The organism is Pseudomonas sp. RIT-PI-a (assembly GCF_001187875.1).
GTDB classification, from domain to species: Bacteria; Pseudomonadota; Gammaproteobacteria; order Pseudomonadales; family Pseudomonadaceae; genus Aquipseudomonas; species Aquipseudomonas coleopterorum.
Window position 1 is genome coordinate 156,628 of record NZ_LGIR01000014.1, and the last position, 24,919, is coordinate 181,546.

At 62.3% G+C, this 24,919-nt stretch carries 23 protein-coding genes and 1 tRNA gene; 7 read left to right on the plus strand and 17 right to left on the minus strand.

From position 1 onward, the window contains the following. Window positions 1-9: 9 nt before the first annotated feature. Entirely contained in the window at window positions 10-249 is a 240-nt protein-coding gene (locus AC788_RS11035; RefSeq protein WP_049860688.1) for a hypothetical protein, read from the plus strand. Here the strand turns inward: AC788_RS11035 and AC788_RS11040 are convergent. The 5 genes from AC788_RS11040 to bglX form a co-directional block, all read right to left on the minus strand. Next, window positions 242-868, minus strand: a complete 627-nt coding sequence (locus AC788_RS11040) for a flavin reductase family protein (protein ID WP_049860689.1) — start codon at window positions 866-868, stop codon at window positions 242-244. The two genes, AC788_RS11035 and AC788_RS11040, sit on opposite strands and share 8 nt — an antisense overlap. A 96-nt stretch (window positions 869-964) precedes the next feature. Beyond that, complete coding sequence (locus AC788_RS11045; protein WP_049860690.1) at window positions 965-2,284, minus strand: MFS transporter; 1,320 nt, start codon at window positions 2,282-2,284, stop codon at window positions 965-967. A 159-nt stretch (window positions 2,285-2,443) separates the two neighbouring features. After that, window positions 2,444-3,772 carry a sigma-54-dependent transcriptional regulator gene (locus tag AC788_RS11050; protein WP_049860691.1) on the minus strand — a complete coding sequence of 443 codons (1,329 nt, stop codon included), beginning with the start codon at window positions 3,770-3,772 and terminating at the stop codon, window positions 2,444-2,446. Continuing rightward, window positions 3,769-5,523: an ATP-binding protein gene (locus AC788_RS11055; protein WP_049860692.1), complete on the minus strand. Its 1,755-nt coding sequence runs from the start codon at window positions 5,521-5,523 to the stop codon at window positions 3,769-3,771. Before AC788_RS11055 ends, AC788_RS11050 begins: the two co-directional genes overlap by 4 nt. 23 nt (window positions 5,524-5,546) lie before the next feature. Further along, on the minus strand, window positions 5,547-7,838 hold the full coding sequence (gene bglX / locus AC788_RS11060; RefSeq protein WP_049860693.1) for a beta-glucosidase BglX: 2,292 nt from the start codon (window positions 7,836-7,838) through the stop codon (window positions 5,547-5,549). Window positions 7,839-8,063: 225 nt separating this feature from the next. On the opposite strand from bglX, the gene AC788_RS11065 reads away from it, so the two are divergent. Both AC788_RS11065 and AC788_RS22045 read left to right on the plus strand, forming a co-directional pair. Then, on the plus strand, window positions 8,064-9,260 hold the full coding sequence (locus AC788_RS11065) for a class I SAM-dependent methyltransferase (RefSeq protein WP_049860694.1): 1,197 nt from the start codon (window positions 8,064-8,066) through the stop codon (window positions 9,258-9,260). A 96-nt stretch (window positions 9,261-9,356) separates the two neighbouring features. After that, window positions 9,357-9,569, plus strand: a complete 213-nt coding sequence (locus AC788_RS22045) for a response regulator transcription factor (protein WP_275669801.1) — start codon at window positions 9,357-9,359, stop codon at window positions 9,567-9,569. 12 nt (window positions 9,570-9,581) lie between these two features. Here the strand turns inward: AC788_RS22045 and AC788_RS11075 are convergent, their stop codons facing one another. Beyond that, a complete protein-coding gene (locus AC788_RS11075) occupies window positions 9,582-10,601 on the minus strand; it encodes a DUF4917 family protein (protein WP_049860696.1) in 1,020 nt (339 codons plus the stop codon). 140 nt (window positions 10,602-10,741) lie between these two features. On the opposite strand from AC788_RS11075, the gene AC788_RS11080 reads away from it, so the two are divergent. Then, on the plus strand, window positions 10,742-11,812 hold the full coding sequence (locus AC788_RS11080; RefSeq protein ID WP_049860697.1) for a glycerophosphodiester phosphodiesterase: 1,071 nt from the start codon (window positions 10,742-10,744) through the stop codon (window positions 11,810-11,812). 99 nt (window positions 11,813-11,911) lie between these two features. Here the strand turns inward: AC788_RS11080 and AC788_RS11085 are convergent, their stop codons facing one another. From AC788_RS11085 to AC788_RS11095, 3 genes are all read right to left on the minus strand, one after another. Beyond that, a complete protein-coding gene (locus tag AC788_RS11085; RefSeq protein ID WP_049860698.1) occupies window positions 11,912-12,226 on the minus strand; it encodes a hypothetical protein in 315 nt (104 codons plus the stop codon). A gap of 103 nt (window positions 12,227-12,329) precedes the next feature. Beyond that, window positions 12,330-12,911: a hypothetical protein gene (locus tag AC788_RS11090; protein ID WP_049860699.1), complete on the minus strand. Its 582-nt coding sequence runs from the start codon at window positions 12,909-12,911 to the stop codon at window positions 12,330-12,332. A gap of 299 nt (window positions 12,912-13,210) precedes the next feature. Further along, window positions 13,211-14,650, minus strand: coding sequence for an NCS1 family nucleobase:cation symporter-1 (locus AC788_RS11095; protein WP_236690504.1), 1,440 nt, complete (start codon window positions 14,648-14,650; stop codon window positions 13,211-13,213). 304 nt (window positions 14,651-14,954) lie between these two features. Here AC788_RS11095 and AC788_RS11100 point away from each other — a divergent pair, with 304 nt between their 5' ends. Then, window positions 14,955-15,668: a GntR family transcriptional regulator gene (locus tag AC788_RS11100; RefSeq protein WP_049860701.1), complete on the plus strand. Its 714-nt coding sequence runs from the start codon at window positions 14,955-14,957 to the stop codon at window positions 15,666-15,668. A gap of 19 nt (window positions 15,669-15,687) precedes the next feature. Then, window positions 15,688-16,422: an aspartate/glutamate racemase family protein gene (locus tag AC788_RS11105; protein WP_049860702.1), complete on the plus strand. Its 735-nt coding sequence runs from the start codon at window positions 15,688-15,690 to the stop codon at window positions 16,420-16,422. Between the two features lie 124 nt (window positions 16,423-16,546). On the opposite strand, the gene AC788_RS11110 is transcribed toward AC788_RS11105, so the two are convergent. The 4 genes from AC788_RS11110 to AC788_RS11125 all read right to left on the minus strand — a co-directional run bounded on the left by AC788_RS11110 (window position 16,547) and on the right by AC788_RS11125 (window position 20,584). Next, on the minus strand, window positions 16,547-17,569 hold the full coding sequence (locus tag AC788_RS11110; protein WP_049860703.1) for a transketolase family protein: 1,023 nt from the start codon (window positions 17,567-17,569) through the stop codon (window positions 16,547-16,549). Next, window positions 17,566-18,414 (minus strand): transketolase, encoded by an 849-nt coding sequence (locus AC788_RS11115; protein WP_049860704.1) that lies wholly within the window; start codon window positions 18,412-18,414, stop codon window positions 17,566-17,568. Before AC788_RS11115 ends, AC788_RS11110 begins: the two co-directional genes overlap by 4 nt. A gap of 18 nt (window positions 18,415-18,432) precedes the next feature. Further along, a complete protein-coding gene (locus tag AC788_RS11120; protein ID WP_049860705.1) occupies window positions 18,433-19,734 on the minus strand; it encodes an MFS transporter in 1,302 nt (433 codons plus the stop codon). A gap of 100 nt (window positions 19,735-19,834) precedes the next feature. Next, entirely contained in the window at window positions 19,835-20,584 is a 750-nt protein-coding gene (locus AC788_RS11125) for an SDR family NAD(P)-dependent oxidoreductase (protein WP_049860706.1), read from the minus strand. Between the two features lie 190 nt (window positions 20,585-20,774). On the opposite strand from AC788_RS11125, the gene AC788_RS11130 reads away from it, so the two are divergent. Continuing rightward, window positions 20,775-21,692 (plus strand): LysR substrate-binding domain-containing protein, encoded by a 918-nt coding sequence (locus AC788_RS11130; RefSeq protein WP_049860707.1) that lies wholly within the window; start codon window positions 20,775-20,777, stop codon window positions 21,690-21,692. Between the two features lie 148 nt (window positions 21,693-21,840). Here AC788_RS11130 and AC788_RS11135 read toward each other — a convergent pair. The 4 genes from AC788_RS11135 to AC788_RS11150 all read right to left on the minus strand — a co-directional run bounded on the left by AC788_RS11135 (window position 21,841) and on the right by AC788_RS11150 (window position 24,796). Beyond that, a tRNA-Gly gene (locus tag AC788_RS11135) sits at window positions 21,841-21,914 on the minus strand. 165 nt (window positions 21,915-22,079) lie between these two features. Next, on the minus strand, window positions 22,080-22,772 hold the full coding sequence (locus AC788_RS11140) for a pseudouridine synthase (RefSeq protein ID WP_049860708.1): 693 nt from the start codon (window positions 22,770-22,772) through the stop codon (window positions 22,080-22,082). A gap of 7 nt (window positions 22,773-22,779) precedes the next feature. Then, window positions 22,780-23,004, minus strand: a complete 225-nt coding sequence (locus AC788_RS11145) for a cysteine-rich CWC family protein (RefSeq protein WP_049860709.1) — start codon at window positions 23,002-23,004, stop codon at window positions 22,780-22,782. 679 nt (window positions 23,005-23,683) lie between these two features. Beyond that, window positions 23,684-24,796 (minus strand): enoyl-CoA hydratase/isomerase family protein, encoded by a 1,113-nt coding sequence (locus AC788_RS11150; RefSeq protein WP_049860710.1) that lies wholly within the window; start codon window positions 24,794-24,796, stop codon window positions 23,684-23,686. Window positions 24,797-24,919 lie beyond the last annotated feature (123 nt).

The window sequence follows — 24,919 nt, forward strand, 5'->3', positions numbered from 1 at the left end:
AGGTACGTCATGGCACGCAAGGTATTCGAACATCACGAAGCGGTTTCGGCAGTAGTGCCGGAGGCGGGCACTTACCGCGCCGCCATTGCCATCAAGGCGCTGCAGGGCGGTGGCGCCCCTCGTTTCCACAAGGTGCTCGATGGCCAGTCGTTCGCCACTGCCCACGAGGCCGATGGCGCTGCTGCCGAGGTCTTGTCGACACTGGCCCGTGTCGACGAAGACGGCGAACCGGTGTTTGCGCCTACTTGACTTGTGGCCGGTGCATCTGGAACAGCGCCTGCGGACCGATCTCGAAGTAATCGGCCGGGCCGCCGCCACGCAGGATCGGGCCGGCCGCGGCTGTGTCGTAGATGCCGTCCTTGAGCAGTGACTTGGCGATGTGCACCGCCACCACCTCCCCCAGAATCAACCAGGTGGGCACCTCTTGCTGATCGGCGCCCTTGAGTTGAATGATCTGGGTCACCTTGCATTCGAATGACACCGGCGCTTCGAGCACCCGCGGCACGCTGACGATCTTCGAAGGCGCGTGCTGCAAACCGCTGAGTTCGAACTCGTCTACTTCGGGTCCCACTGCCGCGCAGCTCTGGTTCATCTGCTCGGCCAGGGCGCGAGTCGACAGATTCCAGACGAACTCGCCGGTCTGCTCGATGTTGTTCAGGCTGTCCTTGCGTCCCACGCTGGCGAAGCCAATGATCGGCGGCGTGTAGTTGAAGGCATTGAAGAAGCTGTAGGGCGCCAGGTTCAGACGACCTTCGCGGTCTTGGGAAGAGATCCAGCCGATCGGCCGCGGGCCGACGATGGCGTTGAACGGGTCGTGGGGCAAACCATGGCCCTTGGCGGGTTCGTAGTAGTAGGTGTCATCCGACATCGGGGGCAGTCCTCAGCGTTCAAGTGCCCCCAGTGTGCGTTGTCAGCGGTTTCCAGTGCAACTGCCCCCGCCGTCGCGGCGGGGGCATGCCTGGCTTCAGTCCGTTTCGATCCGCGAGTGCTTCTGGGTGTCCTTCATGAACACGTACACCAGCAGTGAGCAGGCGATGCAGGCGGTCACATACCAGTAGTAGCCGGTTTCCATGCCGATCTGCTTGAACCACAGCGCGATCAGTTCGGCGGTGCCGCCGAAGACCGATACGGTCAGTGCGTAGGGCAGGCCGACGCCCAGGGCGCGGATTTCGGTGGGGAACAGCTCAGCTTTAACCACCGCGTTGATGGAGGTGTATCCACTGACGATGATCAGCGCCGCCATGATCAGGAAGAACGCGCCCCACCAGGTTTCAATGGTGTGCAGGGTGGTCAGGATGGGGACGGTGCACAGGGTGCCCAGTACGCCGAAGGCGATCAGGATCGGGCGGCGTCCGACCTTGTCGGAAAGGGCGCCGATGACCGGTTGCAGGCACATGAACAGGAACAACGTGGCGGCCGAGATGGCCGTCGAGTCGGCCTTGCTGAAGCCTACCGTGTTGACCAGGTACTTCTGCATGTAGGTGGTGTAGGTGTAGAAGGCCAGGGTGCCGCCCATGGTCAGGCCGACCACGGTCAGCAGTTCCTTGGGGTGGCGCAACAGGGTGCGCATCGTGCTTTCCTTGGAGACCTTTTTCTGGGTGAAGGATTCGGTCTCTTCCATACCGCGACGCAGCCACAAAGCAACCACGGCGCACAGCGCACCGATCACGAAGGGTACGCGCCAGCCCCAGCTCAGCAATTGTTCTTCGGTGAGCGTCTGTTGCAGCACGATCAGCACCGCCAGGGCGATCAACTGACCGGAGATCAGGGTGACGTACTGGAAGCTAGAGAAAAAACCACGTCGCTCGCGGGTGGCCATCTCGCTCAGGTAGGTGGCGGAGGTGCCGTATTCACCGCCCACCGAGAGGCCCTGCATCAGCCGCGCCAAGACCAGCAGCACCGGTGCCCAGATGCCAATGGTTTCGTAGCCCGGTGTCAGGGCGATCACCAGCGAGCCGAAGCACATCAGCAGGACCGAGGCCATCAGCGCCGCCTTGCGGCCTTTGCGGTCGGCATACAGGCCCATCAGCCAGCCGCCGATGGGGCGCATCAGAAACCCGACGGCGAAGATCGCGGCAGTGTTGAGCAGTTGGGCGTTAAGACTGTCCTTGGGGAAGAACACTTGGGCGAAGTACAGGGAGAATGCGGCGTAGACGTACCAGTCATACCATTCGACCATGTTGCCGACCGAACCGCTGAAGATCGATTTGACCCGGCTTGCGGTGGTGCGAGGCGGGGCGGATGCAGCACTTGCCCCGGCGGGCAGGGTGTTTGAGTTATCCATGATGGAACCTTCTCGTTATTGTTGGCAGCACGTTGAGTCGCGCTTGCCAAGGCAATAGCAGAAGCCGTGCCAGCCTGCGAAGCCCAGGTTTTGCAGGGGCTTATGCATTAAGTAGGCGGATTCTTGCTGACACGAGAAGGGTGATAAGCGGATTTTTGCCTATTCGCGAAAGTCTTCGCGCGCCAGTCCGTGACGCTGCATCTTTTCGTTCAAGGTCCGCCGGGGCACTTGCAGGGCGTGCATCACCGCTTTGATGTCACCCCGATGTCGGGCCAGTGCCGCACGCAGGCATTGCGCTTCGAACGCTTCCTGCTGCGCCGCCAACGACAGCCCGCCGCCGGGTGTTTCCAGGGCAGGCGCGGCCAGCCCCAGCACGTGGCGTTCGGCGGCGTTGGCCAGCTCGCGGACATTGCCGGGCCAATCGTGGCTGAGCAACTGACTCAGTTGCGTCGTGTTCACCACCGGTACCGGGCGTCCCAGGCGCTTTGCGGTGGCCGCCGTGAAATGATCGAACAGGCACACGATGTCTTCACGCCGCTCGCGCAGCGGTGGCAGGCGCAGTTCGGCGACATTCAGCCGATAAGCCAGGTCTTCGCGAAACAGCCCGGCCCTGGCCTGCTCCAGCAGATCGGGCTTGCTGGCCGCGACCAGGCGCAGGTCCACCGTGATGCTCTGGTTGGAGCCCAGACGTTCGAGCTTCTGCTCCTGCAGCACGCGCAGCAGCTTGGCTTGCTGGGCCATGGGCAGGCTTTCGATCTCGTCGAGAAACAACGTTCCGCCGTGAGCGTATTCCAGCTTGCCGATGCGCTTGCCTTGCGCACCGGTGAAGGCGCCGCTTTCATGGCCAAACAGTTCGGCCTCGAACAACGCCTCGGGAATGGCAGCGCAATTGAGCGCCACGAACGGCTTGCCGGCGCGCGGGCCGAAATCGTGCAGGCAGCGTGCGACCAGCTCCTTGCCACTGCCGGTCTCGCCGCGAATCACTACGTTGACCGGCAGTGAGGCCAGGTCCAGCACCTGGCGGCGCAGTTGGGCGATGGCGGGCGCCGCGCCGAGCAGGGTCGCCTGCAATTGCTCGCTGAAGTCGGCGCGGTTGTGCAGACGGCGGTTTTCCAGGACCAGCCGACGCTTGTCCTGAGCCCGCCGCAAGCTGCTCAGCAGGCTTTCCGGGCTGAATGGTTTTTCGAGAAAGTCGTAGGCACCATCGCGCATGGCCTGCACCGCCATCGGTACGTCACCGTGGCCGGTCAAGAGAATCACCGGCAATTCGGGATCGCGTGCCTGGAGTTGCGCCAGCAGACCAAGCCCGCCCATGCCCGGCATGCGCACATCGCTGAGGATCACGCCGGGGAAATCCTCTGGCAGTTGTGCCAGGCACTCCTCGGCCTGGCTGAAACGCTGCACCGAAAAGCCACTGAGGCCCAACCATTGTTCGACGGCGTCACGAATGCTCGCTTCGTCGTCGATGACCATCACTTGATTGCTCATGCAGGCTCCTTGTCGAGGGGCAGGGCGAGGGTGAAGCGAGCGCCACGCTCCAGGTTTTCCGCGCTCAGCTGACCACCGTGTTCATGGGCGATCGCCAGCGAGACCGCCAGCCCCAGGCCAAGCCCTTCGCCGATCGGCTTGGTGGTGAAAAACGGATCGAACAAATGCTCGATGTGTTCACTGGCAATGCCGCTGCCACTGTCGGCGATGCCCAGATGCCAGTGTTCGCCGTGAATCTGCAGGGTGATGTGCAGGTCCTTGGCCGGCTCGCTGCTCATGGCGTCCAGCGCATTGCGCAACAGGTTGATCATCACCTGTTCCAGGCGGATGGCGTCGCCGCGCACCCAGGCAGGCCGGCTGACCTGCAGATGCAGGCGGACCCCGGCTGCCTGCAGAGGCGTTTCCAGCAACTGCAAGGCCTGATCGAGCACCCGCGCCAGGTCGAGTCGTTCGCGTACGCCTGCCGGGCTCTTGCGGGCGAAGGTTTTCAAGTGAGTCGTTAGCGCCGCCATGCGTGTCAGCATCTGCTCCAGCGGCGCCAGGGCCTGGCGCGCCGCATCGATGCGATCCTGATCGAGCAACAGCCGCAGGCTCGCCAGTTGCATGCGCTGCGCCGTCAGCGGTTGGCTGATCTCGTGGGCCAGCGCTGCCGACATCTGGCCAAGGGCGGCCAGCTTCGCCGCCTGAACCAGACCTTCCTGGGCGTCGCGCAATTCGCGGGTACGTGCCCGTACCAGCGACTCCAGCTGCTCGCGGCTGCGCTGGCGCAGGGCGGCCAGACGACGGCGCTGGTTCAGCCACAAGCCACCGAAGACCAGGCTCAGCCACACGCCCACCGCCGCCAGCGCGGCATTGCGGCTGTCCTCGTTGCCCGCGACGGGTGGTTTGAGCAGGTGCAAGGTCCAGCCTTCACTGGCCATCGGCAACGATGCCCAGAGATAGTCGGCCGTGCCCTGTGGGCCGTTGACCCGTACTCGCCTGGCCGCGGCGTCGAGCGTGTCCAGCACTTGGTGATCCAGCGGCTGCACGGCTTGGTCGTGATACTGGCGAGTGCGCTGCAACTCAGTGCGGTCGGCATCGCTCAAGGCGTGCAGCGTGCGATAGCGCCAGCCCGGCCGATTGGCGATGAACACCACGCCCCGCGCATCGCTGACCAGCAGCGTGTCAGGCCCCTGCGCCCATTCCTGTTCCAGCTCGGGCAGTTCCAGCTTGACCACCATGGCGCCGAGAAAACCGTCCCGGCTGTCCTTGATGGCGCTGGACAGGAAATAGCCGGGGATACCGCTGGTCACGCCCACGGCATAGAAACGCCCGCTGCCCTGGCTGACCGACTGGCTGAAATAAGGCCGGAACGCGTAGTTGTGACCCACATAGCTGGTGGGCAGGCGCCAGTTGCTGGCGGCCACCGCCAGACCGGCGCGGTCGAGCAGTTCCAGAGTCGAGGAGCGAGCGGCCGCGTTGATGCGCTCCAGCTTGCGGTTCAGCACATCCTGGGTGGCCGCGTCGATCGGCCCCTGCAACGCCTGCCGCAGTTGCGGATCCAGCGCCAGTACGGCAGGCAGGGTGCGGTAGCGCTCGATCAGCGTGTGCAGGCTGTTGGCGTACAGTGCCAGCTGGCCATCGCTGCGCGACGCCTCTTCGTTCTGGGCCAGTCGCTGGGCATGGCCGCTGGCCCAGACGGCGGACAGCACCGCGCCGGCCACGATGGCCAGCACAATAGCGCTCAGGCGCAGGGCTCGGGAGTCGATCACGGGCGCTACTCGACCATTGCCGGCTACAACAACTCGAAGTTCGCCTCTTTCACGTCGTCGGAATCCAGCCCGATCATGACAGTGAATTGACCCGCTTCCGCTGCACGAACCAGTTGCTGGTTATAGAACTTCAGATCGTCCTCGACGATGTCGAAGGTCAGGGTCTGGCTTTCGCCCGGCTTGAGCATCAGCTTGCGGAAATGCTTGAGCTCCTTGACCGGTCGGGCCATGGAAGCGGCCACGTCGCGCACATACAACTGCACCACGGTTTCGCCCGCGACCTTGCCGATGTTGCGTACGTTGATGCTGGCTGTGACCTTGCCATCGCGGCTCATACGCTTGCTCGACAGCTTGACGTCCGACAGGCTGAAATCGGTGTAGCTCAAGCCGTAGCCGAAGGGGTACAGCGGACCTTGCTCGCTATCGAAATATTGGGAACTGTAGTTGCCTGGATGCCCTGGCGTGAACGGCCGGCCAATGCTCAAGTGGCTGTAGTACAGCGGCACCTGGCCCACCGAGCGCGGGAAGGTGACCGGCAGCTTGCCGGACGGGTTGTAGTCGCCGAACAGCACATCGGCGATGGCATTGCCACCCTCGGTGCCGGCGTACCAGGTTTCCAGAACCGCGTCGGCCTGGCGCTGCTGTTCGCCAATGGTCAGTGGACGGCCGTTCATCAGTACCAGCACCAGCGGTTTGCCGGTGGCGCGCAGGGCGGTGATCAAGGCCTGCTGGGTGCGAGGCAGATCGAGCGCGACGCGACTGGCCGATTCATGGCTCATGCCACGCCATTCGCCAACCGCCGCGACGATCACGTCAGCATCACGTGCCGCCGCCAACGCCTCGTCGATCAGGGCCTGGCTGGAGCGCGGATCGTGGGGCAGTTTCATGTTTTCAGGCAGGAACCGGGTGATGAACTCCACGGTGGCGCGGTCGTCGCTGAGGTTGGCGCCCAACGCATATTTGATATGGGCCGGGTCGCTCACGGCATTGCGCAGGCCCTTGAGCAGCGTTACCGACTGCCCGGCCACGCCTGCGGCAGACCAACTGCCGAGCATGTCATCCGGCGCATCGGCCAGTGGCCCGATCAGCGCGATGTGTGCATCCTTTTTCAGCGGCAGCGTCTGCTTCTGGTTTTTCAGCAGGACCAGGGTCTTGCGGGCCACGTCGCGGGCTTCGGCGCGATGCAGACGGCTTTCCGCATTAACGTCGGCTGGATCGTCCTGGGCCTTGCCGATGCGCAGGTACGGATTGGCGAACAAACCCATGTCGTACTTGGCCCCGAGCACTTCGCGCACGGCGTTGTCGAGATCGGCCTCGCTGATCTGACCACTCTTGAGCAGCTCTGGGAGGTGCTCGCCGTAGGCCTGATCGTTCATGCTCATGTCGATGCCGGCCTTGATTGCCAGTTTCGCCGCCTCGCGGTCATCGGCGGCCACACCGTGCTTGATCAGCTCATGGATGGCACCGTGGTCGCTGATGGTGACGCCCTTGAACCCCCATTGTTTGCGCAGTACATCCTGCATCAGCCAGGTGTTGGACGTCGCCGGCACGCCGTTGATCGAGTTCAAGGCGACCATCATGCCGCCCGTGCCGGCATCGACAGTGGCGCGGTAGGGCGGCAGGTAGTCCTGGAACATGCGCTGCGGGCTCATGTCCACGGTGTTGTAGTCACGCCCGCCTTCGATTGCGCCGTACATGGCGAAATGCTTGGCGCTGGCCATCATCCGGTCTGGATTGGCCGGGCTGGAGCCCTGGATGTTCTCCACCATCACCCGGGCGATCTTCGACACCAGATGAGTATCTTCGCCGAACCCTTCGCTGATGCGGCCCCAGCGCGGATCGCGGGAAATGTCGACCATCGGCCCGAAGGTCATGTCGATCCCGTCGGCGGCCGCTTCGGCGGTCGAGGTCCTGGCGCTCAGGGCAATGGCGTCCATGTCCCAGCTCGCGGCCAGGCCCAGGCTGATTGGAAACTGGGTACGGTGGCCATGAATGACGTCATACGCGAAGAACATCGGAATCTTCAGCCGGCTGCGCTGGGCAGCGTCCTGCATGGGGCGGTTTTCCGCTCGGGTGACCGAATTGAACGTGCCACCGATACGCCCAGCGGCAATCTCCGCTTCGATGCGCTGATGGGTCATTTCCCCACCGATGGCAATCAGCCGCAACTGGCCGATCTTCTCGTCTACGGTCATGCGTGCGAGCAGGTCGGCAACGAATGCCTCCTTGTTCTGCAGACCTTGGGAGGGGCTTTCGGCATGCGCGGATTGCAAGGCCAGGCCGACGACGACGCCCAGCAGACACAGCTTGTTCATGGAGTTCTTCTCTTTGGCGTACCGCACAGGGTGCTGCAGCCGGTGACAGGTGGCAGTGTTTTTGTAGTTCGTGGGAGGTGTTTTAACGTATCGGCGCCGGTCAATCCAGTCAGGTGCCAGGATTGATACAAATGCCTCCATGACAGTGAGGGCAAATCCATTTTCCCCAAGTCCATGCACACCCACTAAAATGCCCGCCTGAACACACCCGAGATCCGTTTCGCCATGCCCGTCACCGACCCCCGCGCCGAATTCCTTGCCCTGCTCGACACCAGCCTGGCGCAGAACGCTTTCATCAAGCTGGTGCTGGCCCGCCACGTCGGCCAGGAGCCGGAGCTGCAGCGGCTGATCGTCAAGTTGGCGACCATCAAGGGCGAGGCGTGCCTGTCGTTCGTGTACCGCTACAAGACCCGCGACATCACCAAGAACTTCAGTCTGAGCGATGGTCAGCAGTTCATTGCCGAGGCCTTGCCCGACACCTTCAAGAACGCGCATCTGCTGACCTTGACCGATGAGTTGCAGCTTGAATTCAGCAAGAAGAACAAGGCCAGCCTGCACCGCAACAAGCAACAACAGGAACGGGCTGCGCCGGAGTTGGGCCACGATCGGGAAAAGAAGCGGTTCCTCGAATTGAACCGGCCGTTCCTGCAGGACCTGGGCGTGACCGACCAGCAGGGGCAGTTGATCCCGTCGATGTCGCGCAAGTGGAAACAGATCAACAAGTTCATCGAAGTGTTTTCCCACGCGTTCGCCACGTCCCGGCTGGCCAGGGCCGACGCGCCGGTGCGGGTCGCCGACTTCGGCTCGGGCAAGGGCTACCTGACCTTCGCCATCCACGACTACCTGGCCAACTCTCTGCAGCGTCAGGCACAGGTCACGGGCGTGGAACTGCGCCCTGACATGGTCGAGCTGTGCAACGCCGCAGCCGCTGGGCTGGACCACCCAGGGCTGGTTTTCGAATGCGGTGACGTACGCTCGGTGGTGCCCAGCGAAATCGATGTGATGATCGCCCTGCATGCCTGCGACATCGCCACCGACTACGCCATTCACACCGGTATCCGCTGCGGCGCGGCGATCATCATGTGCTCGCCGTGCTGCCACAAGGAAATCCGCCTGCAGATCCAGAGCCCGGGCCTGCTCAAGCCCATGCTGCAATACGGCCTGCACCTGGGCCAGCAGGCCGAGATGGTCACCGACAGCCTGCGTGCCTTGCTGCTGGACGCCTGCGGCTATGAAACCAAGGTGTTCGAGTTCATTTCTCTGGAACACACCAACAAGAACAAGATGATTCTGGCGGTCAAACGTGACACGTCCAGCCCGAGCGCCGAAGCGCTGGCCAGGATCGAAGAGTTGAAGGCGTTCTACGGCATTCGCGAGCAGCGCCTGCAGACCTTGCTGCAGGAAGACGGCCTGCTGGGCTAGCTTGCTGTGAGGCGTCGGCACTACAAGTCGACGGCGTTGTGACCCACCCTTGGCGAGCGCCACCATGAGCGCTCAAGTCAAGGGTTGGAGTTTGCAGTGACGCTCGACATCAAGCTGACGCCGCGCGAGCAGGAAGTGCTCGTCTGGAGCGGCAGAGGCAAGTCCTCGTGGGAAATCTCGCGCATATTGGCCTGCTCCGAGGCTACGGTTAACTTTCACTTCGCCAACATCCGCCGCAAGTTCGCCGTGGGCTCGCGCAGCGTGGCCGTGCTGCTGGCGCTGGAAAAAGGGTTGATATCGCTGTGCTGAAGGCGTTTGCCTTCAGCGACGCTTCTTCACAACGGCGGGCACCGGTACGTTCAGTTGCGCACTCCCCAAGCCATGGCTGGTTGCGTCGAAGAAATGCAGGGTTTTGCCGCAGTCGGCGAACAGTGCCGTGAAACGCTGCTTCTGGCTGATGATCCAGGCATCGCTGAGCGGAAAGATCGAAACGTGGAACGTCTGCGCTGGCGCCTGGCGCAGGGCCTGGAGAATGTGCGCGTCGTCGCTGTCCAGGTTGTGGCCGAAAATGCACAGCGTACCGTCCTGTAGGCTCAATTCGCCATGGCACCAGCTCAGGTAATCGGAATCGCGGATGCTGCACAGCTTCTGTGCGCTGGGGCCCTCGTTGACCAGCAGTGGTACATCACCTGGGGTGTTGATGGCAAAGCCGTCGAGCAGGGCTTCGCCCTCGGCGGTCCGCTGCCGGGTCGTGCCGTCGCTGTTCTTGATCAGGTGCAGACCGCCGTGCAGGTACAGCACGCGCGATCCCTGGGAGGCCGTGCGGCGGATATCGAAACCGGCGTCCACGTCCATCAGCTCGGCGAAACCCTGCGGGTCATGCTGCACGGCCCAGGGGCAGAGCAGGTCGTAATTGCTGCTGTACACGGTCTCGAACGAGCGCAGCTCGCGGTTCAGGAGCGCCAGGCGTGGCTCATCGAGCAAGCGATAGGGGATGTGCACGCTGCGCACCGCGTGGATCAGCGCTTCCTTGATCGCGTAGTAGCGGTTGAGCGGGGCGGTCGAACTGATCGCCAAGGCCGCGTTGACCCGCACGGTGCTGTTGAGCACGGTCAGCACCTGTTCGAAACTCTGGGTCTGCAGCGACTTGAACAAGGCCAGGTCGGTCAGGCTCAACGGTTTGTTGCGCACCTTTTGCGCGCGCTCGAACAACGCGTCGTAGGCGAAGCTGCGCCAGACCGCACGGCTGGCGCCGTTGCCCAGCAGCAGACTTTTCGCAGGCTGGCGGGTGTGCAGGGTTTGCCAGTCGTCGAGGTGGGCGTCGAAGGTGTCATGTGCCATGGTGATGATTCGTTCTGCTCGTGTCTTGGACAAGGGCGCGACTCTAGCACGCCATCTCCTGTCATCCGACGCCGTCTATGCTAGGTCGGTTCATCGGTATCTTGCGGTGCCGTTTTCGATCACCTCTGAAAGGACTACGCATGTTGACATCCCTGTGCAAGACGCTGTGCCTGACCGTCGCCCTCGGCGCCGCTGCCTCGGCCCACGGGCAAACGCCCGAACAGTTGGCCCATGCCGCCAACATTCCCTATCCCGCCGTCATCGCCCATCGCGGTGCCTCGTACGATGCCCCGGAATCCACCCTGCCGGCCTACCTGCTGGCGCGTGATCTGGGCGCCGACTACCTCGAGCTCGACGTGCAACGCACCCGCGATGGGCAGTTGATTGCGCTGCACGACGACACCCTGCTGCGCACCACCGACATCGCCAGCAAATTCCCCGAGCGCAAGGACAAGCCGGTCAGCGACTTCACCCTGGCGGAGCTGAAAACCCTCGACGCTGGCAGCTGGTTCAATGCCGCGTACCCGCAGCGTGCCCGTGACAGCTACAAGGGGCTGAAGATTCTCACGCTGGACGAAGTGCTCGACGTCGCCCAGGGCGGTACCCACAAACCTGGGGTGTACATCGAAACCAAGGTACCGCAGCAGTTTCCCGGTATCGAACGCGATCTCAAGGCCAAGCTTGCCCAACGGGGCTGGCTGGATGGCCAGCATCGGGTGGTGCTGCAGACGTTCGAGAAAAACAGTCTGGAATTGCTGGCCAAGGAAATGCCGCAGGTGCCCAAGGTATTGTTGCTGTGGGTCGGCGAGGGCAGCATCGAGCCCACATCCAAGGTGTCATTCGCGGCGTCCGGCATGACCGACAAGGCGGCGTACTATGCCCAGCAACAGCCCCGTGATCGCGCCGAGTTCGAGCGCTGGCTCGACATCGCCAAGGCCAACGGTGCAGTGGGCACAGGCCCTTCGGCTGCATTGAGCGAGGGGGGAGACCAGAGCTACATGGACCTGGTCCAGCCCTGGATGAACCAGTTGACCCACGACAAGGGCTTGCTGGTGCATGTCTACACGGTCGACGAGGCGGTTGATTTCAAGAAGGTCAGCGAGGCGGGAGTGGACGGTATCTTCACTAACCGTGCCAGCGAGTTGCTCAAGTTCTACAAACGTCCTGCCCCGGAATCCGTCGATCAGATTCTCAAACGACACGATTATTGAGGGCCTCACATGAAAACGGCGCAAATCCCGTTGCTCAGCCCCTGTGCGTTACAGGAGCATGAGCGGGATTCGCGCCGCCGGGTGGGCTGGTGCGGGCGGTTATTTACCGGCGCCGGCGCCGTTGCCGCCACTGTTGCCTGAGCTGCCATCACCCTTGCTGGCGCCCATTGGAGTAGGGCCGCCGTCCGTGGTCCCGGCATCTGCGCCTTGGCTCATCGATCCGGATTTGCCATCGATGCCGGTGGCGTTGCCGCTGTCGGGCGATTTGTCGGTGCCAGGGATAACCTGACGACCCGACGGGGCTTCAGGTGTGGCGGTAGAGTTGGTGTCGTTCGACGCCGCAATCGCCGCGAACGACGAAGCCGATAGAAGACCGGCCAGAGCCAGCGAGGCGAGCTTTTTGCTAATCAACATGGTGCATCTCCGCAGTGAGAGGGGGGTACAAGCATTGGGCCATCGCATGGATCCCAACGTGCCCTCGAGGCGACGAGCGGCAGGTACGCCACAGTGCTTCCGCTCAGCGATACAGACGATGAAACCCCGGTGGATGGCTTCTGGCGGTATCGATGGAAATGGGCTGGCCCCGCTTGAGCCAGGCGTCCACGGTCTGGCCGAAAGTGTGATCGCTGCAGTCGCGCAGCAACATCAACGGAATGTGCAGATGCCGCGCCACGGCTCGTGCGCTCTCACGTTCCTGCTGTTGGAACAGCTCGACTTCGGTGGCGGAGGCGTGGCAGGCCGGTAACCACTGGAGCACGGTCCCCGGCTCGCTTTCCAGCAGCAGGATCGCTCCCAGGGAAAGCCGCTCGAATGCCGTCACGTCAATGCCCAACGTGCGTGCTCGCTTGCCCATCAAGGCAACGTTGCCTTCCAGCAGCATCGATTTGCCGCTGGCGGCGATGCTGGTAGCGGCCAGTTCCAGTGCCTGGCGATTACGGTCGCGGTTGGTCGCATAGCGGTCATCGCTCCATTTCACGGACGCCAGCACCTGCCGGACCAAGCCTTTCGCGCTGCCGTGCAGCACCCCGCGACGGTGCGCATAGTGCTCGCAATGCCAGGTTTTACCGACCCCATGAATACCGGCTACCAGAATGATCATGATGGATATCCATATCAAGTAAGAGGTTATTACTACAAGGGGTCGGTTGCTGAAGCGTCAACAAGGGAATCAGAAATTTCTGATTGAGTTGGAGGATTTCTCAATTTGCCCTGGCATAACTTGCTGTTTCGTTGGCAAAAGCAGGCGTCAGGCAGGCTCAGAAGTCAGGACGCCGAGGAAGGTAATCTGTACTGGCGACTCTGGGCTATCTGCGTATTGTTTAAGTTTGTTGATTAATGTTCGACCTGTGGTGCAGGTACGCCGCTGCATTCACGGCAGACGACGTACCCTGTCTTGGGTCAGGCGCCTGCCAGGCTCAACGAACGCACGTCCCGCCGTGCCAGCAGCCAGTAGAACCCGCCACCCAGGAAGCAGCCGGTGAACCAGGCGAAGTTGGCGATCTGCTTGAACCAGGGCACGAAGGTCACGACGATACCAATCAGCGTGGCCGCCAGCAGCGCCTTGATCGCCACCGGGTTGAAGCCGTTGCTGTACCAGTAGCGCCCGGTGGGCGAGTCGTCGAACAGCGCCGCTACGTCGATCCGCTGTTGCTTGATGCAGTAATAGTCCACCAACAGGATTCCGAACAGCGGGCCGATGAAGGTCGCTAGCACGTCGAGGGTGTAGTGGATCACTTCGGGGTTGTTGAACAGGTTCCACGGGGTGATGAAGATCGAGGCCACGGCGGCAATCATCCCGCCGGCGCGCCAGCTGATCTTGCTTGGCGCGCAGTTGGCGAAGTCGAAGGCGGGCGAGACGAAGTTGGCGACGATGTTGATGCCGATCGTTGCCGTGACGAAGGCAAAGGCGCCCAGCAACACTGCAACGTCATTGTCGATACGCGCCACTGTGGCGATCGGGTCGTGAAGCATCTCGCCGAACACCGGCAAGGTTCCCGATACGATCACCACGGTGACCAGCGAGAACGCCAGGAAATTCACCGGCAGACCCCAGAAGTTGCCGCGCCGCACGTCAGCCATGGTCCGGCAATAGCGGCTGAAGTCGCCAAAATTCAACGTGGGGCCGGAAAAGTACGAGACCACCAGAGCCGTCGCCATCACCACCTGGCCGAAGGCTTCCCAGCCGCTCAGGGATTTTTCCGCGAGGGTGAAGCTGATGTTGCTCCAACCCGCCTTCCAGACGATCCAGCCGGCGAGAATGAACATCGCCGCGTAGACCACCGGCCCGGCCCAGTCGATGAAACGTCGGATCGAGTCCATGCCGGTCCAGAACACCGCCGCCTGCACGGCCCACAGGAACAGGAAACCCATCCAGCCCAGGTACGACAGGCCGGCGAACTGCACCTGCGCGTAGCTTTCCATGCCCGGGAAGAAACGAAGCACTACGATGATCAGTGCGCTGGACGCCAGGTACGTCTGCACGCCGTACCAGGCGACCGCGATCAGGCCGCGAATCACCGCCGGAATGTTCGCGCCGAACACGCCGAAAGCCAGGCGGCAAATCACCGGGTAGGGCACCGCCGCATGTTGGCTGGGTTTGGCGACCAGGTTGGCGATCACCTGAATGATACCGATGCCCACCAGCAGCGCGATCAGCACCTGCCAACTGGCCAGGCCCAGGGCGAACAGGCTGGCAGCGAACACATAGCCGCCAACGCTGTGCACGTCGCTCATCCAGAAGGCAAAGATGTTGTACCAGTTCCACTTCTGTACTACCGGGCCCAGGTCTTCGTTGTACAAGCGAGGGCTGTAGCCCTTGGGTAGGTCGGGATTGTTCACGCACACGCTCCAGGGTCGTGGCCGCTCCGAGCATTGCATACGGGGGTCGGCGTTGTTGTATACGATCCATGGAGCAGGATGCGTGCCAGCGTGTATCGAAGCGTAAAACCAACGGGTTTTCAGTGATGGCGCAGCCAGCGTCGTGCTTGCTTTGTAAATATCTTGTGCTGTTTTCGCGCATTTTCTGGCTGTGGAGGCCCGTATTGGTGCGGTTTGATGAATGCCGATCTTGGTCCGGGGCAAAGATGGCGAAGACAATTCAGTTTGTATACGATTGCCTCACGCGTACCCAGGAAACGATTTCGTGAATTCTCCCCTTTTTCTTGCCAACAGTTCCGATGGCTCTACGGCCGTCAGTCGTGATGAACACATTTATCAGGAGATCCTCGACGCCATCGTCGAGCACCGCCTGCAACCGGGCGTGCGCCTTCCCGAAGATGCCCTGGCCGAAGTGTTCAACGTCAGCCGCACGGGCATTCGCAAGGCCTTGCAGCGTCTGGCTTTGGAGCGTCTGGTCACCCTGCGGGCCAACCGTGGTGCGGAAGTGGCCCATCCCAGCGCCAAGGAGGCTCAGGATGTATTCGCCGCCCGGCAACTGATCGAGCCTGCGTTGATGCCGACCGTGGTCGCCCACGCCACGGCCGAACATTTCAAGCGGCTGCGAGAGCTCGCCGAGCAGGAGCATCAGGCGCAAGATCAGGGGCGGCATAGCCATGCCATTCAGCTCTCGGCGCGGTTTCACGTGCAGCTGTCGGTGGCCGCCGACAATCAGGTGCTCAGCGAGCAGATCGCCCAGTTGACCACGCGTTCGTCGCTGATCATCGCGGTGTACGGTTCGCGCCATAGCGTCGGTTGCGATTGTGGAGAGCACGTCGAGCTGATCGAGCTGCTCGAACGGGGAGAGGGCGCACTCGCGTCGAACTGGATGGCCCGACATCTGGCGAGCATTCGCGCCAGCCTCCAGCTGGACGCCAAACCCGTGGCCGAGCCCGACTTCAAATCCATCTTCAAACGCTGATCCAGCTGCCGAGCCTTTCATGAAAATCCAGGTCATCAACCCCAACACCAGCTCGTCCATGACCGCCAGTATCGGCCGCGCCGCCGGTGCCGTCGCCGGTCGCGATACGCAGATCATCGCCTGCTGCCCGCAGGACGGCCCGGAATCGATCGAAGGCCATTTCGACGAAGCCATCGCGGCGGTCGGCGTGCTGGAAGAAGTGCGCAAGGGCGTGGCCGCCGGTTATGACGCGCACATCATCGCCTGCTTCGGCGACCCCGGCCTGCTGGCCGCCCGCGAGCTGGCCCGCGGCCCGGTGATCGGCATCGCCGAAGCCGCCTTTCATGTCGCCAGCCTGCTGTGCACTCGCTTCGCCGTGGTCACCACGCTCACCCGTACGCGCATCATCGCCGAGCACCTGCTGCGCAACTACGGCATGACCGAGCACTGCACCTCGGTGCGCTGCGTCGACATCCCTGTGCTGGAACTTGAAACCCTGGGCGACGAGGTATTGGTCGAGCGCATCGCCGAGCAGGCTCTGCAGGCCCGCGACCAGGAAGGCGCCGGCGCCATCGTGCTGGGTTGTGGCGGCATGGCCGACCTGCCTGCGCGGGTCAGCGAACGCGTCGGCCTGCCGGTGATCGATGGCGTGGCGGCGGCAGTCAAATTGGCGCAGGTGCTGGTGGAATTGGGGCTGGGAACGAGCAAGCACGGCGATTTGGCGTATCCGCTCGCTAAGCGGTTCAGTGGGCGGTTTGGGCATTTTGGGCAGTAGGTGCAGCGCGAAGCTGGAGGGGAGGCTGGGCGGCCCCTCGACCTCAACACTACGAATTGGAACTGCCTCTTTCAGCCGGTTCATTCCTTGAATCGGGGGCACGCAGCCCCCGACGATCAAGCCATCACAGCCAGCCTTTGATCCGAGCGCACACCGCCTGCGTGGAAATCCCGTAACGGTCGTGCAATGTCGGCAATGCACCGGCGTCGAGAAAGGCGTCGGGCAGGGCAATCTGCCGGAATGCGGGCGTCACGCCATTGCGCAGCAGGACAGTCGCCACCGCTTCGCCCAGGCCACCGATGATGGAGTGGTTCTCCGCCGAGACTACCAGCCTGCCTGGCTTTCGCGCTTCCGCCAGAATGGTCTGTTCGTCCAGCGGCTTGATGGTCGGTACGTGCAGTACGGCGACATCGATGCCATCGGCTTGAAGTGCCTGGGCAGCCTCCAAGGCTCGCATGGTCATCAAGCCGGTCGAGATGATCAGCACGTCATTGCCCGTGCGCAGGGTCTTGGCTTTGCCAATCTCGAAGGTGTAGCCATATTCGTCCAGTACCAGCGGAACGTTGCCGCGCAGCAGACGCATGTACACCGGCCCGTTGTGAGCGGCGATGGCAGGAACGGCCTGCTCGATTTCGAGCGCATCGCAGGGGTCGACAATCATCAGATTCGGCATCGCGCGGAAGATGGCCAAATCATCGGTGGCTTGATGGCTCGGGCCATAGCCGGTCGTCAGCCCCGGCAACCCGCAGACGATCTTGACGTTGAGATTCTCCTCGGCGATGGCCATGCAGATGAAATCATAGGCACGGCGCGAGGCAAACACGGCATAGGTCGTGGCGAAGGGAACAAAGCCTTCGCGCGCCATGCCTGCAGCGGCACTCATCAACAGCTGTTCAGCCATGCCCATCTGGTAGAACCGATCGGGGTGTGCCTGGGCGAAGATATGCAGGTCGGTGTACTTGGCCAGATCGGCGGACAGGCCAACGATATCCGGCCGCTGTGCAGCCAGGGCCGCCAGGGCGTGGCCAAAAGGTGCCGACCGGGTTGCCTGACCTTCAGAAGCGATCGAGGCGATCATTGCCGAGGTCGTGAGTTTCTTCTTGGCGGCCGCGGGCGCCTGGGCAGTGTCGTTCTTGAAGTCGTTCATACAGTGTCCCCTTCTTCGAGGTGGTTCAAGGCCAGGTTCCATTCATGCTCATCCACGCGAATGAAATGGGCCTTCTCCCGGGTTTCCAGGAACGGCACGCCTCTACCCATTCTGGTATCGCAGATGATCACCCGCGGTTGCGTGCCGCCATGACTGCGCGCGGCATCGAAGGCCTTGACCAGCGCGTCCAGATCATTGCCATCCACACGCTGGGTGAACCAGCCAAACGCCTGCCAACGGTCAACGATGGGTTCGAAGGCCAGCACTTCGCTGGAGCGGCCATCGGCCTGTTGGTTGTTGACGTCCACGATGGCGATCAGATTATCGAGCTTCCAGTGAGAGGCCGACATCACCGCTTCCCAGGTCGACCCTTCGTTCAGTTCACCGTCGGACAGCAGGTTGTAGACGAACGAATCGGAACCCTTGCGCTTGAGCCCCAGGCACGCGCCCACGGCGATGCCCAGACCTTGGCCCAGCGAGCCGCCGGTGATTTCCATCCCCGGGGTGTAGGTCGCCATGCCCGACATTGGCAGGCGGCTGTCATCGGAGCCGTAGGTTTCGAGCTCGTCCAGCGGGATGATGTCAGCTTCGATCAGGGCCGCATACAGCGCGATGGCGTAGTGGCCAATGGAGAGGTAGAAGCGGTCACGCTGTTCCCATTCGGGGTCATGGGGCTCGTAATTCAGCGCGTGAAAGTAGGCCACAGCGAGCAAGTCAGCCGCCCCCAATGCCTGACCGACGTAGCCTTGGCCTTGTACCTGGCCCATGCGCAGCGCATGACGACGGATGTTGAGGGCGCGTTGTGCCAGTGATGTTTCAGAAACCTTGGATGAAATAGCAGTCATTGCACGTACTCCGTTGACTCAACGATTGACCGAAGCGGCGGGGATTCGCAGTACCAGGCACGCACCGATGCACAGCACGCCGGTGATGAGGTACATCCCTATCGCGCTCGACCCTGTGGTCGTGGTGATCCAGCCAATCAGGTAGGGCGAGCAGAAGCCGGCGAGGTTGGCGAAGCTGTTGATGCCGGCAATTCCCGCAGCGGCTGAGACTCCGCCCAGCAGCGTGGTCGGCAGCATCCAGAACAGCGAAGAGGCAGACAGAACCCCGGCCGCCGCCAGGCAGAGACTCAGGACCGAAATGACCAGGTTCGCGCCGAAGAGGGCCGCCAACGTAAGGCCCAGGGCACCCGCGATCATGGGCGCAATCAGATGCCAGCGACGTTCGCGATGCTTGTCGCCACTTCGGCCCATCAGCAACATGGCCACGATGGCGCACATGTAGGGCAGGCTGGTGACCAGGCCAATGTGCAGCGGGTCGGAAACACCGGCGTTGCGAATCAAGGTCGGTAGCCAGAAGGTGATCGCGTATTGACCCATCACCACACAGAAGTAGATGCAGGCCAGCATCCACAGGCGACGATCGCGCAGGAAATCGCGAACCGAGCCGTGAGTGACCTTACGGCTGTTGTCTTCCGCCAGTTCCTTGTTCACCAGCTCCTTTTCGTCATCGGTGAGCCAGGTGGCCTGGTGCACGCCATCCTTGAGATACGCCAGGACCATCAGGCCGACGATCACCGTCGGAATGGCCTCGATGACGAACATCCACTGCCATCCGGCCCAGCCATGAAACCCTGCGAATTTGGCCATGATCAGGCCGGAAAGAGGGCCGCCGATCATGCCCGAAAGTGGAATCGCGATGAACCAGAGCACCGTCATCCTGGCCCGGCGATACGAGGGGAACCAGTACGTGAGATAGAGCAGCAAACCCGGCGCCAGGCCGGCCTCGGCGATGCCCAGCAGGAAGCGCAGCACATAGAATTGCCACGCCGTTTCCACGAAGGCGAAGAGGGCGGAGATGATGCCCCACGAGATCATGATGCGGGCGATCCATCTGCGCGCGCCCACTTTGTGCAGAATCAGATTGCTGGGAACTTCGCAGAGGAAATAGCCGAGAAAGAACATACCGGCACCGAGGCCGTACACGGTTTCACTCAGCGACAAGTCGCTCATCATCTGCAGTTTGGCGAAGCCCACGTTGACGCGATCCAGATACGCGCACAGGTAGCACAGCATCAGGAACGGCATCAGTCGCCAGGCGGTTTTGCGATAAGCATTCGAGCGCACGGTCGAAACCGCTTCGAGCGTCATGGAAGTTATCATGATTGTCCGATCTCTTGTTTTTATAGACGGCCAGGCGCTGTGGCCTGGCGTGCCATCGATCTAGAACACCACGGGTCATTGTCGACCCGGTTACCTGCCCTCAGTGGATCAGCATGCCGCCATTGACATCCAGCGTGATGCCGGTGAGGTATGAAGACAGATCGCTGGCCAGAAACAGCGCAGCGTTGGCGACATCCTGAGCCGCGCCCAGACGACCCAGCGGAATGCCATCGATGATCGCGTGGCGACGCTCGTCCTGCATCAGGCCTCCGGTGATATCGGTATGAATCAGGCCTGGAGCGATGGAGTTGACACGGATATTGTCCGGGCCCAGTTCCCTGGCCATCGCCTTGCCAAGGCCCAGTACCCCCGCCTTGGCGGCGCTGTAGTGTGGCCCGCCGAAGATGCCGCCGCCACGTTGAGCCGATACCGACGACATGCAGACGATGCTGCCGCAAGCCTGGCTTTTCATGACCGGAATGACGGCCTGCGACATGAGCAAGGTGCCGCGCAGGCTGACATCCAGCACCTTGTCGTAGTCGGAAGGGCGGATATCGAGGGTCTTGATCGGCTGGGTGATGCCGGCGTTGTTGACCAGAATGTCTATTCGACCAAACTGCGCGATGACCTTGTCCACGGCCTGTTTGACCTGGTGTTCGTCCGCGACGTTGGCGGCCAGACCCAGATGGCCTTCACCCAACGCCGAAGCGGCGTCGCGCGCGGCAGACTCATCCAGATCCACTATGACGACATGGGCACCCTGCTGGGCGAAGGTGATGGCGGTGGCCCGACCAATTCCGCGTTCGGATGCAGCACCGGTGATGATTGCGACTTTGCCTTGAAGAAGCATGGGGAAATTCCTGTCATTGTTTTTATGATTCGATTCGGGAATCGATGACTCAGGGTGTTCCGCCCACGCACTGGCAGCAATATGGCAAACCTCACTGCTGGCTGAGAAAAATTCACCTCTCGTCAGCAGACCCACGGAATGCTTGAATGAGACTCGCCCATAACATCCCAACAACAAGAGCCGAGTACTTATGCGCCTCCACGACAGTGCGCCCCGGGACCTGCCACCGCTGAGGGCCATTCAAGCCTTCGAGCAGACGGCCCGCTTTGGCAATCTCGCCAGGGCAGCCGAAGTATTGAACCTGACACCCTCAGCCGTGAGCCATCAGTTGGCGAATCTGGAAGCGATGATCGGCCGCCAGCTGTTCGTGCGCGCCGCCCGTGGCGTCACCCTCACCCCGGTGGGCGAGCAGTACCTGAAAGACATTTCCGGCTTGCTGCACAGCCTCGAAGTGGCGACCGAAAGAGCCGCCAGTGACGTGAGCCTCGACTGCCTGCGACTGCATTCGTCGCCAAGCTTCGGCCTGCTTTGGTTGATGCCGCGCCTGGAAGCATTCCGCGTGAGTCATCCCGATATCCAGATCAACCTGTCGTGTTCCTACGAGTCACTGCACTTCAGCCGGGACAAGATCGACGTCGACATACGCCACGGTCTGCCCAACTGGCCCAGCTACGAAGTGCGAACGGTGCGCAACGAAGCCTTTGCAGTGCTGGCCTCTCCACAGTTATTGGCAAAACGCCCAGTCGCCAGCGCCGGTGACTTGCTGAACAAGGAGTTGATCCTCTCGGAAGCAACGCTGCTCAAATGGCCCGAATGGTTCGCCCAGCACGGCCTGGCCCGCCCCGAACATCCCTATGCGCTGAGCTTCGATCGTTCCTACATGACATTGGAAGCTGCCAGCCACGGCCTTGGGTTCGCACTGGAAAGCACGCTGCTGGCACAGAAATACCTGGCGTCGGGCGCACTCGTGGAAGTGGCCCCTGAAGCGCTCAGTGCCGCGGTTGCCGCTCACCACTTGGTGTTTCCCAAAGCCCACTCGTCCTTTCCCAGGGTCAGACGGTTTCTGACGTGGATGGAGGGGGAGATGGGGCATCGGTTTGTGTTTTGAGGCTTTGTTTGTGAGTGGCGGATTGAGGGTGAGGGAGCGCGTAGGAGACTTAGTAGTGCTGTCGGTTCCTGCGGGTCGAGCAGATTAGGGGTGTAGGCGCCAGTAGGCGTGGCAGGGGAGTTGGAGTGCTTGGAGGATCATGAAAAACTGGAGCGGGTAGAGGGAATCGAACCCTCAACTAAAGCTTGGGAAGCTTTCGTTTTGCCACTAAACTATACCCGCATGACGCCTTGTTTCCGTGCCGCCGGCCGTTCATTGCGAACCCGATTGCCAGCTTGGCCACCTCGGTGCGATGCGTCTTTCGATACCTGCTCCGGGCGGCTGACTTTGTACCAGAAGCGCCCTGCAATTTGAAGCGCTAATTTTCGTTTCTCTGCTCGATCCCCCTTAAACCAGACCGATTTCCTCCGCGCTCAGGCTGCGGTATTGGCCGGGTTGCAGGCTTTCGTCCAGCACCAGTTCGCCCATGCATTCGCGGTGCAGTTTGACCACCTTGTTCTGGAAGTGCCCGAACATCCGCTTCACCTGATGGTAGCGCCCTTCGACGATGCTCAGGCGCGCCATGCGCGGGCCGAGGATGTCGAGGTGGGCGGGGAGGGTGGTGAGGTCTTCGAAGGCGAAGTAAATACCTTGCGCGAAGGTCTCGACGTAATGGGGTTCGATGACCTGCTCGGTTTCAACCCGGTAGACCTTGGGCAGCTTGGTGGTCGGTTGAGTGAGGCGGCGTGACCATTGCCCGTCGTTGGTCAGGATCATCAGCCCGGTGGTGTTGAAATCCAGTCGACCGGCAATGTGCAGTTGATCCTTGTCCGGCACTTCGATCAGGTCGAGGACGGTGCGGTGCTGCGGGTCCTGGGTGGCGCTGACGCAGCCGGGTGGTTTGTGCAGCATCAGGTAGCGGGCGGGATGGCCGGCTTGCAGCAGCTCCTGGTCGAATCGGACTTCGCTGAATTCGGTGACGGCGTGCATCGGGTCGCGTACCACGCGGCCGTCGACCTGGACGCGCCCTGCGATCAGGGCCAGGCGCACCTGTTTTCGGTTGAAACGTTCGAGATTGGAAAGAAATCGGTCCAGGCGCATGGCGGCGTTACGCCCTCGATGCCGACAGTTGCTCACTCACTTGAGCGCAGCGGGGGCACAGGCAGGCGGCGTTGCGCAGGTGCTCGGGCAAGGCCTGCAGTACCGCGGGGTCGATGCTCACCGAGTAGCACCAGCAGGACTGGGCGGCGGTCTTTGCATCGGCCAGGGTGCAGTCGTTGCGGCTTCCGCAGGCTGGGCAGAGCTGGCTGGCGAGTGAAGCGGGGTTGGTCATGGGAGATCCATGCAGCGATGAGTGCCCGCATTCTACGGCAGCATGGGACACGGCGGCGAATGACGCCGGCGGGCACCCTTGGATGAGGCTTTGTATCAATTTATTGCCGAGTGAAATGCAGCATCTTTCCGGGTGTCTTAGTTATGCCCAGAACCGTTGTTCCGGGTACCGACCAGTCGTGCTGGTTCGATCCCTCTCGCGGTCCAGGAGGCCGCTTATGTCCCTTAGAGCTCTTTTGATCGTGGTATTGGCCTTGTCGACAAGTGCCTGTGTGCCCTATGGAGGGGGAGGTTACTACCGCACCGAAGTCTACTCCGTGGACAGCGCGCCGCGTGCTGGCTACTACCCGTACAGCCAGCCCTACAGCAGCGGTTATTACGTGACGCCGGCGCCACGGTACTACGAAGGACCGCGTTACTACTCCGCGCCTCGTTACTACGCGGTACCGCCCCCGCGCTACTTCGGTCCACCGCCACCGAACTACCGGCCTGGATTCGGGCCAGGCCGCGGTCCCGATGCCAGGTGGCGTGACGGTCCGCCGCGCCATTACGGTCAGGATTGGAACCGCGGTCGAGGTCCGGACCGGGGTCCTGGTCGGGGCCCCGGCCGCGGCGGTCGGCACTAGCCTGCAACGGCGCCCTCAGGGGCGCCGTTTTTCGTTGTTACGGGCAGATCGCCTTCAGTAGTCGCACAGGTCCGCCAATGGATGACGGCCCTCCCAGGCCTTGCCGAAATGCGCCTCGACCACCGCCTGTGGCACATGGTCGACGTCAGGCCAGTGCCAGTGCGGTTGGTTGTCCTTGTCGATCAAACGAGCGCGCACGCCTTCGCTGAATTCGGGGTGGCGGCAGCAGTTCAGGCTCAGGCTGTATTCCATCTGGAACACCTGGGCCAGCGACAAGTGCCGAGCGCGGGCCAACTGGGCCCAGATCAGATGGGCCGTCAGTGGGCAGCCTTTGGCCAGGTTACCGGCGGCCTTGGCCAGCAGTGGGTCGTCGTGCTGCTGCCGTTGCACCAGCGCGTGCCAGGCCGCTGGCGCGTCGCTGACATCCAATTGCGCGTCAATGGCCGCACGGAGCGGTAGCCATTGCGCGGCGGGCACGGTGTCGCGCGCATCGTGTTCGAGGGCCTTGAGCAGGCTGTTCAACTGCATGGCGGTCTGCTCCTGCCAGTTGAGTTGCAGCAGGCCGTCGAGCAAGTCTTCGTATTGGTCATCGCGCAGGCAGCGGTCGGCCAGGTCCAGGTCCAGAGCGTCGCGCGCGTTGATCTGCGCGCCGGTCAGGCCCAGGAACAGGCCGAGCTTGCCCGGCATGCGTGACAGGAACGTGCTGGCACCGACGTCCGGGTACAGGCCGATGGTGATCTCCGGCATGGCCAGGCGGCTGCTGGGCGTGACGATGCGGATGCTCGAGGCTTGCAGCAGGCCCATCCCGCCGCCCAGTACATAGCCGTGGCCCCAGCAGATCACCGGTTTGGGGTAGGTGTGCAGGCGGTAGTCGAAGCGGTATTCGGCAGCGAAGAAGCGCGCGGCCAGGTCAGGCACTTCGCCAGGGTGTGCACGGCAGGCCTGCACCAGGCTGCGCACATCGCCACCGGCGCAGAAGGCTTTTTCGCCCTCACCGCGCAGCACGACGCACACCACGCGATCGTCCTGCGCCCAGGCATCGAATTTTCCCGCGAGCGCTTCGAGCATCGGCAAGGTCAGAGCATTGAGCGTCTTCTCCGCATTCAGGGAGACGACGCCGATACGTGCGCCATTGCCGGCGCTGAGTTCTTCGAAATTCAAATCCATCCTGACCTCGCATCGAAAGGGCGGTGGCGGGGGGACGAAGACCGCAAATGGCCAACGTAGGGTTGCAGTGCGCGATTGTGTCTGGATTTGACTTTCCGGGTTCGCTTTCCTACCGTCCGCCCA